Source organism: Vibrio sp. 1CM8B (assembly GCF_023161685.1).
Lineage (GTDB): Bacteria > Pseudomonadota > Gammaproteobacteria > Enterobacterales > Vibrionaceae > Vibrio > Vibrio coralliirubri.
In genome coordinates this window covers 87,679-99,828 of sequence record NZ_JALNTU010000013.1, presented here as the reverse complement: position 1 = coordinate 99,828, position 12,150 = coordinate 87,679, and the positions used below count along the sequence as shown (strand labels likewise).

12 protein-coding genes are annotated in these 12,150 nt (G+C 44.2%); 2 read left to right on the top strand and 10 right to left on the bottom strand.

All coding sequences use genetic code 11. The annotated features are described in order from the left end of the window. Window positions 1-77: 77 nt before the first annotated feature. Complete coding sequence (locus tag MSG36_RS19830; protein WP_248369406.1) at window positions 78-836, bottom strand: YggN family protein; 759 nt, start codon at window positions 834-836, stop codon at window positions 78-80. A gap of 88 nt (window positions 837-924) precedes the next feature. Then, a complete protein-coding gene (locus tag MSG36_RS19825; RefSeq protein ID WP_248369404.1) occupies window positions 925-1,398 on the bottom strand; it encodes a GreA/GreB family elongation factor in 474 nt (157 codons plus the stop codon). Window positions 1,399-1,543: 145 nt separating this feature from the next. On the opposite strand from MSG36_RS19825, the gene MSG36_RS19820 reads away from it, so the two are divergent. Next, on the top strand, window positions 1,544-3,478 hold the full coding sequence (locus MSG36_RS19820; protein ID WP_248369402.1) for a RecQ family ATP-dependent DNA helicase: 1,935 nt from the start codon (window positions 1,544-1,546) through the stop codon (window positions 3,476-3,478). Window positions 3,479-3,586: 108 nt separating this feature from the next. Here the strand turns inward: MSG36_RS19820 and dinB are convergent, their stop codons facing one another. After that, window positions 3,587-4,663: a DNA polymerase IV gene (dinB, locus tag MSG36_RS19815; RefSeq protein ID WP_248369400.1), complete on the bottom strand. Its 1,077-nt coding sequence runs from the start codon at window positions 4,661-4,663 to the stop codon at window positions 3,587-3,589. A 164-nt stretch (window positions 4,664-4,827) separates the two neighbouring features. Between dinB and MSG36_RS19810 the strand changes: the two genes are divergently transcribed. Next, a complete protein-coding gene (locus MSG36_RS19810; RefSeq protein WP_050633052.1) occupies window positions 4,828-6,066 on the top strand; it encodes a response regulator in 1,239 nt (412 codons plus the stop codon). 135 nt (window positions 6,067-6,201) lie between these two features. Here MSG36_RS19810 and nqrM read toward each other — a convergent pair whose 3' ends face one another. The 7 genes from nqrM to MSG36_RS19775 form a co-directional block, all read right to left on the bottom strand. Then, window positions 6,202-6,456 (bottom strand): (Na+)-NQR maturation NqrM, encoded by a 255-nt coding sequence (nqrM, locus tag MSG36_RS19805; protein WP_009848378.1) that lies wholly within the window; start codon window positions 6,454-6,456, stop codon window positions 6,202-6,204. A 16-nt stretch (window positions 6,457-6,472) separates the two neighbouring features. Then, window positions 6,473-7,477 (bottom strand): FAD:protein FMN transferase, encoded by a 1,005-nt coding sequence (locus MSG36_RS19800; RefSeq protein WP_048607978.1) that lies wholly within the window; start codon window positions 7,475-7,477, stop codon window positions 6,473-6,475. A gap of 174 nt (window positions 7,478-7,651) precedes the next feature. After that, window positions 7,652-8,878, bottom strand: a complete 1,227-nt coding sequence (gene nqrF, locus MSG36_RS19795) for an NADH:ubiquinone reductase (Na(+)-transporting) subunit F (protein WP_017631923.1) — start codon at window positions 8,876-8,878, stop codon at window positions 7,652-7,654. A 29-nt stretch (window positions 8,879-8,907) separates the two neighbouring features. Then, window positions 8,908-9,504, bottom strand: a complete 597-nt coding sequence (gene nqrE / locus MSG36_RS19790) for an NADH:ubiquinone reductase (Na(+)-transporting) subunit E (protein WP_009848375.1) — start codon at window positions 9,502-9,504, stop codon at window positions 8,908-8,910. Window positions 9,505-9,511: 7 nt separating this feature from the next. After that, a complete protein-coding gene (locus MSG36_RS19785; protein WP_008223083.1) occupies window positions 9,512-10,144 on the bottom strand; it encodes an NADH:ubiquinone reductase (Na(+)-transporting) subunit D in 633 nt (210 codons plus the stop codon). Next, entirely contained in the window at window positions 10,144-10,911 is a 768-nt protein-coding gene (locus MSG36_RS19780; RefSeq protein ID WP_017059911.1) for a Na(+)-translocating NADH-quinone reductase subunit C, read from the bottom strand. The genes MSG36_RS19785 and MSG36_RS19780 overlap by 1 nt, the downstream gene beginning before the upstream one ends. Next, on the bottom strand, window positions 10,901-12,145 hold the full coding sequence (locus tag MSG36_RS19775) for an NADH:ubiquinone reductase (Na(+)-transporting) subunit B (RefSeq protein WP_017067139.1): 1,245 nt from the start codon (window positions 12,143-12,145) through the stop codon (window positions 10,901-10,903). Before MSG36_RS19775 ends, MSG36_RS19780 begins: the two co-directional genes overlap by 11 nt. Between the last annotated feature and the right edge of the window lie 5 nt (window positions 12,146-12,150).

The following is a 12,150-nucleotide window of genomic DNA, read 5'->3' as shown; positions in this document are numbered from 1 at the left end:
TACTCGCCGTGTAGTTCCATTTATACAAACAAAAAGAGCACCAACCGGTGCTCTTGCTATTCATCACTAGACTCGAATTAAATTGTGAATACTTGGTAATCTTTTAAGTTCGGAATGATTTCATGCAACTCTTGTTCTTGTTCCGCCATCTCATCCAGAGAATCACAGAACTCATTCGCTTCTTCTTGTACTTGTTGAGAGTGTTCTTTCATTCGCTCTTCAACTTTCAGCTTTAATTCAGCCATGCTGTCAGCCAATTCAGTCAGGTTTAGGCCACCGTCTTGTTTCATTTTTTCTGACATCGCATTAAAAGCGCTAGAGATAAATTCTTGGTTAAATATTTCTTTCGCCTTCTCAAAATCTTCAGACCAGCCATTGGCCATCGAATCAAAGCTTTCTGCAGGTAACACTAATTCGCCATCTTTGTAATAACGCGCTTCCAGTTCTGAAAAGTAGGTTTTCATTGATTCTTTTACATTATCAAATGACTCAGGTGAATCCAGGCTAGCCGCGATATCATCAATCACGTCATTGGCTAACGCTAAGCTATCGTTCGCCATTTGTTTCGCTCGAGGTAAGTACTCACTCATGTTTTCGCGGTATTTCTCAATCGCCGCTTGTTGGTCGGCATCAAGCTCAACCTTCTCACCATGGATATAGAGGTCGTTGTTATCATCAAAAACGGCCGTATCACCATTCACTTGATGGATTTCGACTTTTTGGTCATCGATTCGTAGCTCATTTTTCAAATCAACTCGACACTGAGCAGCAAACGTTGGCAGGCTCACAACAGCGATAACTGCTGTTAGTGATGCAATTAATACATTGTTTTTCATAACATCCTCTCATCAATCTGACAGATTACTATACCCTTGGATTATGCCTATTTGTCAGAGAAACGTTTTATATCTATTAGTCAGTTAGTTAGTCGATAGAGATAACTTCATAGCAAAACTGCTTATCAGCGACTTTAAACTCAATCTCATCACCAACTTCTTTACCCATTAGAGCCTGACCAAAAGGTGCATTTGCCGTCACGATGGCTATCTCATTCTCATTCCACGTGACAGAAAGTCCGCCGACTCTCGGCCCCATAAAGAAGTGTTTATATTGATCACGCTCGTCTATGACCACAACATAACTGCTCACTGCAATCTTCTCACTATCACGCAGCACTAAGTTGCGATAACACTGAATGTCGTCCTCACACTCTTGCACCCTCACCGCTTGACCATGGGCGAGATACGAAGCTTCTAGTGCCAATGTATCGTACTTATGCTCAGGCACTGTCTCTTCATCTGTCGCAGCGTCAATCGCGCGTTGAGTAGCAGATTGTGCGATACGTAATCGGGATTCGAGTTGCTCTATGATTATTTGGCGAAGCTCAGACTTATTCATACTATTGGGGTGCTTTTCTATAGGAGCTACAGAATAGAATTAGGTACAATCAGGTGCAAGACATTTGATTCATCAAGCGACGCTATCATGAATAGGCGCCCGCTTTAGCATCAATACGACACTTAATAACTCAGGTAGAACATAAATGATTGAGCAGAAGCTAAAACAAGTATTCGGATTCGACTCACTGCGTAATGGGCAAAAGCAAGTCATTGATAACGTTCTATCTGGTCACTCGACTGCCGCGATATTCCCGACAGGCTCAGGTAAATCGCTGTGCTATCAATTACCAGCATTAGAGTTACCGCACTTAACCTTGGTGATATCGCCACTGTTAGCTTTAATGAAAGACCAACTCGCTTTCCTGCACAGTAAAGGCATTAGTGCAGCTGCAATCGAATCAAGCCAAGACAGACAAACCACACAACAGGTTATGCAGTCGGTACGTAACGGTGACACCAAGATCCTCATGATCTCCGTTGAGCGCTTGAAGAACGAACGCTTTCGCCAGTTTATCTCCCAAGTACCAATCTCACTGCTTGTGGTCGATGAAGCGCACTGTATTTCAGAATGGGGACACAACTTCAGACCAGATTACCTGAAGCTTCCTCAATACCAAAAGCAGCTCAATATTCCTCAGGTTCTGCTACTGACAGCCACTGCGACCACATCGGTTATCCAAGATATGAAGTCAAAGTTTGAAATTGATGAGGAGCGCGTTGTGGTTACGGGCTTCTATCGTCAAAACCTCGATCTGTCGATTCAACCTTGTGAACAAACCAGCAAGTTAGAAACCTTGTGCAATGTGGTTAACCAAGCTTCTCTCGCTCCTACTATTGTTTATGTCACCCTTCAACAAACAGCAGAGATGGTGGCTCAGCAACTTCGTAACGCTGGCGTTAATGCAGTGGCTTACCATGCGGGTCTTAAGCCTGAAAACCGAGATGCAATTCAACATCAATTCATGAATGATGAAGTGAGTTGTATCGTGGCAACCATTGCATTTGGTATGGGCGTGGATAAGTCCAATATTCGCCGAGTTATTCACTTTGACTTACCAAAATCGATAGAGAACTACTCACAAGAGATCGGCAGGGCTGGTCGAGACGGGCAAGCGTCTGAATGTATTTTACTGGCTAACAAGCATGGTTTGAGCACACTCGAGAACTTCGTTTTTGGTGATACGCCAGACAACATATCGATCCAAGCGGTATTAAAAGAGATCTACGAAAATCAAAACATTGGCGCTTCTGGCTCGAATCAATGGGAGATCATGCTTAACCAACTATCACGTGAATCCAACATTCGTCAGTTACCGCTAAAAACTCTGCTGGTGTATCTCGAAATTGAAGGCGTGATCGAGCCTAAGTACAGTTACTTCGCAGACTACAAATTTAAGTTCATTCGCCCGAAACAACAAATCACCGAACAGTTCCAAAGTGAACGTCGTCAATTTGTCGAAGCTATTTTCCAATGCTCTCCTCAAGCAAGAGTGTGGTGCCAAGTCGACTTCGATGCGCTTTGGACTCACTTCCAAGCCGATCGCCAGCGTGTGATTGCGGCTATCGACTACTTCAATGAACAAGGTTGGATTGAACTAGAAAGCAAGCAGATCACCGATGTCTACGCGATCCACAATACTTCTGAAGATATGATGCAACTGTCAGAGCGTCTAACTGAGTTGTTTAAAGCAAAAGAAAACAGCGAGATAAACCGCCTTAACCAAATGCTGAATTTCTTTGAGGCGGATACTTGCCTAAGCTCACGCCTTGCAAGTTATTTTGCCGATGATAAGGCACCAACAGACTGCGGTCATTGCTCTGTATGTCGAGGAGAAGTGGCAATCTTACCAACCGTTGATGTTGACCCTGTCGATGATGAGACGGTGATGACATGGATACATGAGTTCATTTCCAACAGCCAACAACTGATTACCGACGAGGCAATTACTCGCTTCTTATGTGGAATCGCCACCCCGCTTTCAACCAAACTCAAGGCCAGTAAAATGGTCGGTTACGGTAAGCTAGAGCAGCAACCGTTCAGTGATACCTTAGCGCGAGTTAAACTGCTTCCTAGGTAACCCAACTTCCTTGTTTAGAAAAAACCGACTAGGTTATCAAACCTAGTCGGTATTCAAACACCAACATTTCCAGTAACACCTCTAAGCCTAAATTCTCAGCGCCTTTCCCTAAAAGAAACTCAACTGACGCATTTGGTCTTTGGGTTGCAGCATTACGCTTAAACCAAGTAGACGTATCTCTCGCCCTTGTTGTCTTTTCAGTATTTCACTTAGCAGTTCTTTGAAGTGTTCACGATCTAAAGAGGCGTGGATGTGTTCAATCGTGGTTTGTTGAAAGTCGGCGAACTTGAGCTTAATGCCCTGCTTGATGATAGCTTTACTTGGGCTGGCTTTTTCTAAGCGAGTTTCGAGTTCAGGAAATAGCTTGTCTTCGATTACCTGCCAACATTCTGCGTAGGTTGAAATGTTTTGGGTGAAGGTGCGCTCTACCCCTACTGATTTTCGCTCGCGCTCCATGATAACTTCTCGATCATCAATGCCATGACTGCGCTTCCAAAGTGATGCACCTTGACGGCCAAACTTGAGTAGCAGGTCTCGATAGTCAGACTCTTTAATATCCTTACAAGTAAAGAAACCCGCTTGATGCAGCTTTTCAATACTCACCTTGCCAACACCGGGAATCTTTTCAAGTGGCAGCTCATCAATCACAGCTTGCACGTCTTGTGGAGGGATAACAAACTGACCATTGGGCTTATTCAGATCCGAGGCCACTTTCGCCAAGAATTTAATCGGCGCAATTCCTGCAGAAGCGGTCAGGTTAAGCTCATTCCAGATATCACGGCGAATCGACTCGGCAATGAGTGTTGCTGAACCATGACACTGCTTAGAATCAGTAACATCTAGGAAAGCTTCATCCAAGGAAAGAGGTTCAATGATTGATGTGTATCGAGAGAAGATTTCGCGGATCTTTTTAGATATCTCGACATAGACCGACATTCTTCCCGGCACAACTAACAGATTAGGACAAAGCTGTAGGGCTTTTCCTGTCGGCATTGCAGAGCGAACACCAAACTTGCGGGCTTCGTAATTACAGGTGCTCAAAACACCGCGTTGCTTTTCATGCCCACCAACAGCTAACGGGCGATTTCGGTAAGCAGGGTTATCACGCATTTCTACAGCCGCGTAAAAACAATCCATATCAACATGAATTATTTTTCTTACTTTCTCTTCACCCGCGCTACACATCTAGGAATTACCCGACCTTACAACTGTATCTATAAACAGTATAATCCAATTATTATCAGATTTAAAACGATCTCGAGTCCAGCTAAAGAGGTTTCTCTTCAATAGCCATAAGCTCTTCTGATACTATTGTTAACGAGTATTTAGTCTATAAGTAGGGATCGCTTGTGAGTGAAAAAATACTAGTAGTGGAAGATAGCCGAGCATTTCGCAACTACCTGTACCAACAGCTGAAAAATAGCGGCTATGAGGTAGCAGTTGCTGAATCGATTGCAGAAGCAAAAAACATCTTGGAACAAGAGACGGATTTCTTGTGTGCCGTATTAGATTACTGCTTACCTGACGGGCAAGACGGTGAGATCATTGATCTCGTCTTAGGCTATCAACAGAAAATAATTGTCCTGACCGGGATGTTCGACAATCAACTACGAGAGCAAGTCCTAGCCAAAGGCGTGATCGATTACATACTTAAAGACAGTATGTCATCAGTAAGCTACCTACTCCCTCTAGTTCAAAGAATTTCGAATAATCGCCACCACAAAGCACTGGTAGTCGATGATTCGGCAGTCGTTCGCCGTTACATAGTTCAACTTCTAGAACACCAATATATCCAAACTATTCAAGCTGAAGATGGCGAACAAGCATTAAAGCTTCTTCATAACGACCCCGATATTACATTCGTTGTTACAGACCATGATATGCCTAAGAAAGACGGTATAGCGATGATCCGTGAGATTCGACGCGATCACGACAGAAACCAGTTGGCCATTCTAGGATTATCCGGGAGTGATGACCGCACCATGACAGCGCGATTCCTTAAAGCGGGGGCTAACGATTTCCTTTACAAGCCTTTTAACCAAGAAGAGTTTTTCTGCCGTATCCACCAGCTGCTTGATATGAAAGAAGCGGCTAATGAGCTATTTCGACATGCCAACGAGGATGCTCTTACTGGCTTATGGAATCGTCGCTACCTGTTCAATCATCCTTGTAAAGGCTGCGATCAACGAAACATCGCGATGATGGACATCGACTTCTTTAAGAAAGTGAATGATACCTTTGGCCACGATGGTGGTGATGCCGTGCTGATCGATGTAGGGAAAATCATCAAAGATCATTTCAAAGACGATGTCGCTGTGCGCTTCGGCGGCGAAGAGTTTTGTATTCAGTCGTGCGGCGCGTTTGAGAGCTTCGTTGACAACTTAGAGTCCATGAGAGAAGCCATTGAAAGCCATGTAGTTGAGCATGACTCTCAAAAAATCAAGGTCAGTATCAGTATCGGCGTAACCGATTTAGACGCGAAGCTAGATGAGCAGATCAAAGCCGCTGATGAGCTTCTTTATACGGCAAAAGAGCAAGGTAGAAACCAACTAGTGTTTGCGCGTAACAGCATGCAAATCGAACAATAGTCATTCGCTTCTGTTTCCATTTTTGGTATACCAAGATAAATGACTAAGCCTCAAAACCAAAAAAGCTCAAGACGATAATCTTGAGCTTTTCAATTTGAGGGCATAGATAACTCTAACCCTTATGAATGTCACCAATTAAGCGATACGGTCTTTACTCCAAGCCGCTTCTTTTTGTTGACGCTCAGCCAACTTCTCTTCACGGTAAGCTTCACGTGCTTCACGCTTCTTACGCGCGTCACAAGGCTCAGGGCAGTTACATACTTTATCAATACCAACAGCACCCAAACCGCCACAGCTACCTTTCACAACTTTCTTTTGGATAATGTAGCCAATTGACATCGCTGCGATTACTGCAAGAAAAACACCAAATGTAATCAGAAATGTATTCATAATTATCTCGCTTACCTTATTTACCTAAGTATGGCTTAAATGCTTCAGAAGCAATTTCTTTAAAGCCATCTGCTGTTTTTACCACCATGAACACTGGGATGTTATGTTGGTTTGCGACTTCCATTCCTTTTTCCTCACCTAAGACCATAAGGCCAGTAGATAAGCCGTCTGCAGTCATTGAAGACGGGTTTAAAACAGTCACAGAAACCACTTTATGATGAAGAGGCTTTCCTGTTTCTGGGTTGATGATGTGTGAGTAACGAACACCATCACGCTCAAAATAGTTGCGGTAGTCACCAGACGTTGCGATCGCCATATCACCGGGCTCGATGATCTCTTGGATGTTGCGCTCGTCAATACTTGGCTTTTCGATGGCAATACGCCAGCCTACACTTTCTCTGTTTAGGCCTTTCAAACGGATTTCACCGCCTACTTCTACCATGTAGTTGTGAATACCAATTGAATCAAGGTAATCAGCAACAACATCAACACCCCAGCCTTTTGCAATGGTTGACAGGTCGACATACAAATTAGGCAAGTCTTTAGTGAGCTTGTTGCCTTCAACGCTCAAGTGGTGAATACCAACTTTAGCTTTACGAGCAGCAAGCTCTTCATCTGATGGAACGACTTCCGGACGCGCTTCAGGACCAAAACCCCAAAGATTAACTAATGGACCAACCGTAACGTCCAACGCTCCTTCAGTAAGACCGTTCAAACGAATCGCTTCTTTCACAACGATAGCGGTTTGTTCAGAGACTTCGAATGCGTCCGCACCTTTATGTTGGTTGAAACGGCTCAGCTCTGAATCTTCACGGTAAGTCGACATTTGATCATTCACTTCTTCAAGTAGACGATCGATCTCAGTATGAACTTCATTAGACTCAGGAAATTCATCACCATTGATGTATTTAATGTTGTAACTGGTACCCATTGTTGGGCCACTTAAATGCACTTGCTCTCTTGCCTGCTCACAGCCCGCAAGAAAAATCAAAGAAGTTAATGCAACAAGCCAAATTCTCACTTGCTTACTCCTGTCTAATGTTGAGGATTTATATAAGGAAAAATAAGAGTAAAAAATAGGTATTTTGAATGCCTTACTCTTTCTTATATAAGCCAGTATGTTGTCAAAAATAGTCTTAGAAAAACAAATGGCTGACTCGTGAGAGTCAGCCATAATATCAATCACTTAAATGGATTAACCACCGAAGTCATCTAGTAGGATGTTTTCATCTTCTACACCAAGATCTTTCAGCATGCCGATAACAGCCGCGTTCATCATTGGTGGACCACACATGTAGTACTCACAGTCTTCAGGAGCTTCGTGATCCTTCAGGTAGTTTTCGTACAATACGTTGTGGATGAAACCTGTGTAACCGTCCCAGTTGTCCTCTGGTTGAGGATCAGACAGAGCACAGTGCCACACGAAGTTCTCGTTTGCAGCCGCTAGGCCATCGAAATCTTCAATGTAGAACATCTCACGCTTAGAACGTGCACCGTACCAGTAAGACATCTTACGAGTAGAGTTAAGACGCTTAAGTTGGTCGAAGATATGTGAACGCATTGGCGCCATACCTGCACCACCACCGATGAATACCATTTCATTGTCTGTGTCTTTAGCAAAGAACTCACCAAATGGACCAGAAATAGTACATTTGTCGCCTTCTTTAAGAGACCAGATGTATGAAGACATCACACCAGGAGCTACGTCAGGGTTGTTTGGCGGCGGAGTTGCGATACGCACGTTAAGCTTGATGATGCCTTTCTCTTCTGGGTATGAAGCCATAGAGTAAGCACGGATTGAATGCTCTTTAACGATAGACTCGTAACGGAACAAGTTGAACTTATCCCAGTCACCACGGTATTCCTCAGGAATATCGTAATCTGCGTATTTCACGTGATGTGGTTCAGCTTCAATCTGAATGTAACCACCCGCGCGGAACGGAACTTCTTCACCTTCAGGGATCGCTAGAGCAAGTTCTTTGATGAAAGTAGCTTCGTTGTTATTCGAGATAACAGTACATTCCCACTTTTTAACACCAAAGATATCTTCGTCTAGTTCAATCTCCATGTCAGTTTTCATAGCAACTTGACATGCAAGACGTTCGCCTTCGCGAGCTTCACCTTTTGTGATGTGATCAAGTTCAGTCGGAAGGATGTCGCCACCACCAGACTTAACTTTTACACGACACTGACCACAAGAGCCACCGCCACCACAAGCAGAAGATACGAAGATACCAGCGCCAGCTAGGGCACCAAGTAGCTTGCTACCAGGTTGAGTAACGATCGCCTTTTCAGGGTCGCCGTTTACAGCAATAGTGATGTCACCTGATGGTACTAGCTTAGACTTAGCGAAAAGAATCACTAGTACTAGAGCCAATACAATAATGGTAAACATCGCTACGCCAAGAATAATGCTTTGCATTTGTTATTCCTTATTACTGGGTGCTTACCCTACAGTTGAACACCAGAGAAAGACATAAAGCCTAACGCCATCAGACCAACAGTAATGAACGTGATACCAAGGCCACGAAGACCTGGAGGTACGTCAGAGTACTTCATCTTCTCACGGATACCCGCAAGAGCAACGATAGCTAACATCCAACCCACACCAGAACCGAAGCCGTAAACAACAGATTCAGCAAAGTTGTAGTCACGAGTTACCATGAAAGATACACCACCAAATATTGCACAGTTAACTGTGATCAGTGGAAGGAAGATACCTAGTGCGTTGTACAAAGGTGGGAAGAAACGGTCTAGAACCATCTCTAGGATTTGTACAAGTGCCGCGATAACACCGATGAATGCGATGAAGTTAAGGAAACTTAAATCGACACCTTCAACAAGCGCGTTTTCTTTCAGGATGTGTGTGTAAACAAGGTTGTTTACAGGAACAGCGATTGTAAGTACTACAACTACCGCAACACCAAGACCAAAAGAAGTTTTAACTTTCTTAGATACCGCTAGGAATGTACACATACCTAGGAAGAAAGAAAGCGCCATGTTTTCGATGAAAATCGATTTAACTAGCAGACTAATATAATGTTCCATGACTACCTTACCCCTTCGCTTCTACTTGTTCTGGTTTGAACACACGAATTGCCCAAATCAAGAAACCAATTAGGAAGAATGCAGAAGGTGCTAGAAGCATCAAGCCGTTTGGCTGATACCAACCACCGTTGCTCACTAGAGGTAGTACTTCCATACCAAATAGTTTGCCAGAGCCTAGAAGCTCACGGAAGAAACCAACAGTGATAAGAACGAAACCGTAACCAAGACCGTTACCAAGACCATCGATTAGAGATGGGATTGGCGCAGACTTCATTGCGAATGCTTCAGCACGACCCATTACAATACAGTTAGTAATGATTAGGCCTACGAATACAGATAGCTGCTTAGAGATATCGTATAGGTATGCTTTAAGCACTTGGTCTACCACGATTACTAATGATGCGATAATTGCCATCTGAACGATGATACGCACACTGTTAGGAATGTGGTTACGGATCAAAGAAACGAAGAAGTTAGACAGAGCAGTAACGAACATTACCGCGATAGTCATAACAAATGCTGTTTCTAGCTTAGTGGTTACCGCAAGAGCAGAACACACACCAAGAACCTGTAGCGCGATTGGGTTGTTGTCCAACACCGGCGCTAAGATGCTCTTTTTAATTTCTTTTGCACTAGACATTAGTTCAGACCTCCGTCACGAACTTTTGCTAGGAACGGACCAAAGCCCATATCACCTAACCAGAAGTCAAATGTATGTTGAACACCAACGCTAGTCAGTGTTGCACCAGAAAGGCCATCTACACCGTGCTCAGAACCTTGAGGAGCGCCACCTTTAACAACCTGAATAGCAGGTTTGTGGTTTTCGTCGAATAATTTCTTACCAACGAATTGAGCGCGCCAAGATGGGTTCTCAACTTCACCACCAAGTCCAGGAGTTTCACCTTGCTCGTAGTAAGTGATACCAGAAACTGTGTTGCCATCAGTTTCTACCGCAACGAATGCGTACATCATTGACCATAGACCGTTACCGTGAACAGGGATGATAACTTTAGAAGTTTCAGCGCCATCTTTCACAAGGTATACAGTACCCGTGTTAGCACGACGAAGGATCTTAGCGATGTCATCTTCAGCTGAAAGCTTGATTGACTGAGCTGGATCTTTTGCCGCTTTACGTTGGTCGTATGCAGCAGCGTCGCCGTCAACGAAATCGCCAGTAGCGAAATCAACTAGACGAGGTTCAATGTTCTCTGCGTACAGTTCAGGGATATTACCCGCAAGTTCAATGCCCGCAACTTCAAGGATCTTAGTTTGCTGATCCAAAACCGCGTTAGCTTGTTGCTTAGGTTTAAGAACAACTGCAGCTGTTGAAACGATGATTGAGCACACTAGGCTCAATGCGATAACAACAAACAGCGTCTTTTTAATGCTATCGTTATTACTTGCCATAGCGCGCTAGTCTCCGCTTAATGTTCTTCTCGATTACAACGTGGTCAAACAGAGGAGCAAATAGGTTTGCGAATAGAATCGCAAGCATCATGCCTTCTGGGTATGCAGGGTTAACTACACGAATCATTACACACATTGCGCCGATTAGGATGCCGTACCACCACTTACCTTTGTTGGTAAATGAAGCTGATACTGGGTCAGTCGCCATGAAGAACATACCGAATGCGAAGCCACCTAGAACTAGGTGCCAGTGCCAAGGCATGCTGAACATTGCATTAGTATCAGAACCGATCACGTTAAACAGCGTAGACACAGCAATCATACCGATCATCACACCAGCAATGATGCGCCATGAAGCGATACGCATGTAAACGATCATCGCAGCACCAATCATAAGTGCTAGAGTCGATACTTCACCGATAGAACCTGGGATGTTACCAATGAATGCGTCCATCCAAGTGATTGCTTCACCAGATGTTACGTTCATTAGTGCGCTACCGCCGCCTTGAGCCCATTGGCTAAGAGCAGTTGCACCAGAGAAACCGTCTGCAGCAGTCCAAACTACGTCACCTGAAATCTGTGCAGGGTATGCAAAGAATAGGAACGCACGACCAGCAAGTGCAGGATTCAGGAAGTTACGACCCGTACCACCGAAGATCTCTTTAGCGACTACAACACCGAAGGTAATACCTAGTGCTGCTTGCCATAGAGGAAGTGTTGGCGGAACGATAAGTGCGAATAAGATAGAAGTAACAAAGAAACCTTCGTTTACTTCGTGCTTACGCACCATACAGAACAGAACTTCCCAGAAACCACCAACGATGAATACCGTTGCGTAGATAGGTAGGAAGTAAGTCGCACCAAGTAGCATCTTACTGCCAACACCTGCATCGGCTCCTAAGGAGGCTCCAAGCATTTCGGTTAGCCAGTAGTGCCAGTTACCACTGATAACAGATGCTAGTTCAGCGCCTGCGTACATATGGTTAAGTGCTGCGATAGCTTGGCCACCCGCGTTGTACATACCCCAGAACATTGCTGGGAATACCGCGAACCAAACCATGATCATGATACGTTTTAAATCAACGCTATCACGAACGTGCGAGCTTTTCTTTGTAATAAGACCTGGCGTGTAGAACACTGTCGCTGCTGCTTCGTAAAGCGCAAACCACTTCTCGTGTTTACCACCTGGCTCAAAATGATGCTCGATGTCTTCAAGAAACTTTTTAAGGCCCATGAAAA

What these genes read in the sequence shown, in the direction of transcription:
- MSG36_RS19830 (WP_248369406.1), bottom strand. Translation starts at nt 836, where the DNA reads ATGAAAAACAATGTATTAATTGCATCACTAACAGCAGTTATCGCTGTT.
- MSG36_RS19825 (WP_248369404.1), bottom strand. Translation starts at nt 1,398, where the DNA reads ATGAATAAGTCTGAGCTTCGCCAAATAATCATAGAGCAACTCGAATCC.
- MSG36_RS19820 (WP_248369402.1), top strand. Translation starts at nt 1,544, where the DNA reads ATGATTGAGCAGAAGCTAAAACAAGTATTCGGATTCGACTCACTGCGT.
- dinB (WP_248369400.1), bottom strand. Translation starts at nt 4,663, where the DNA reads ATGTGTAGCGCGGGTGAAGAGAAAGTAAGAAAAATAATTCATGTTGAT.
- nqrM (WP_009848378.1), bottom strand. Translation starts at nt 6,456, where the DNA reads ATGAATACATTTCTGATTACATTTGGTGTTTTTCTTGCAGTAATCGCA.
- nqrF (WP_017631923.1), bottom strand. Translation starts at nt 8,878, where the DNA reads ATGCAAAGCATTATTCTTGGCGTAGCGATGTTTACCATTATTGTATTG.
- nqrE (WP_009848375.1), bottom strand. Translation starts at nt 9,504, where the DNA reads ATGGAACATTATATTAGTCTGCTAGTTAAATCGATTTTCATCGAAAAC.
- MSG36_RS19785 (WP_008223083.1), bottom strand. Translation starts at nt 10,144, where the DNA reads ATGTCTAGTGCAAAAGAAATTAAAAAGAGCATCTTAGCGCCGGTGTTG.
- MSG36_RS19780 (WP_017059911.1), bottom strand. Translation starts at nt 10,911, where the DNA reads ATGGCAAGTAATAACGATAGCATTAAAAAGACGCTGTTTGTTGTTATC.
- MSG36_RS19775 (WP_017067139.1), bottom strand. Translation starts at nt 12,145, where the DNA reads ATGGGCCTTAAAAAGTTTCTTGAAGACATCGAGCATCATTTTGAGCCA.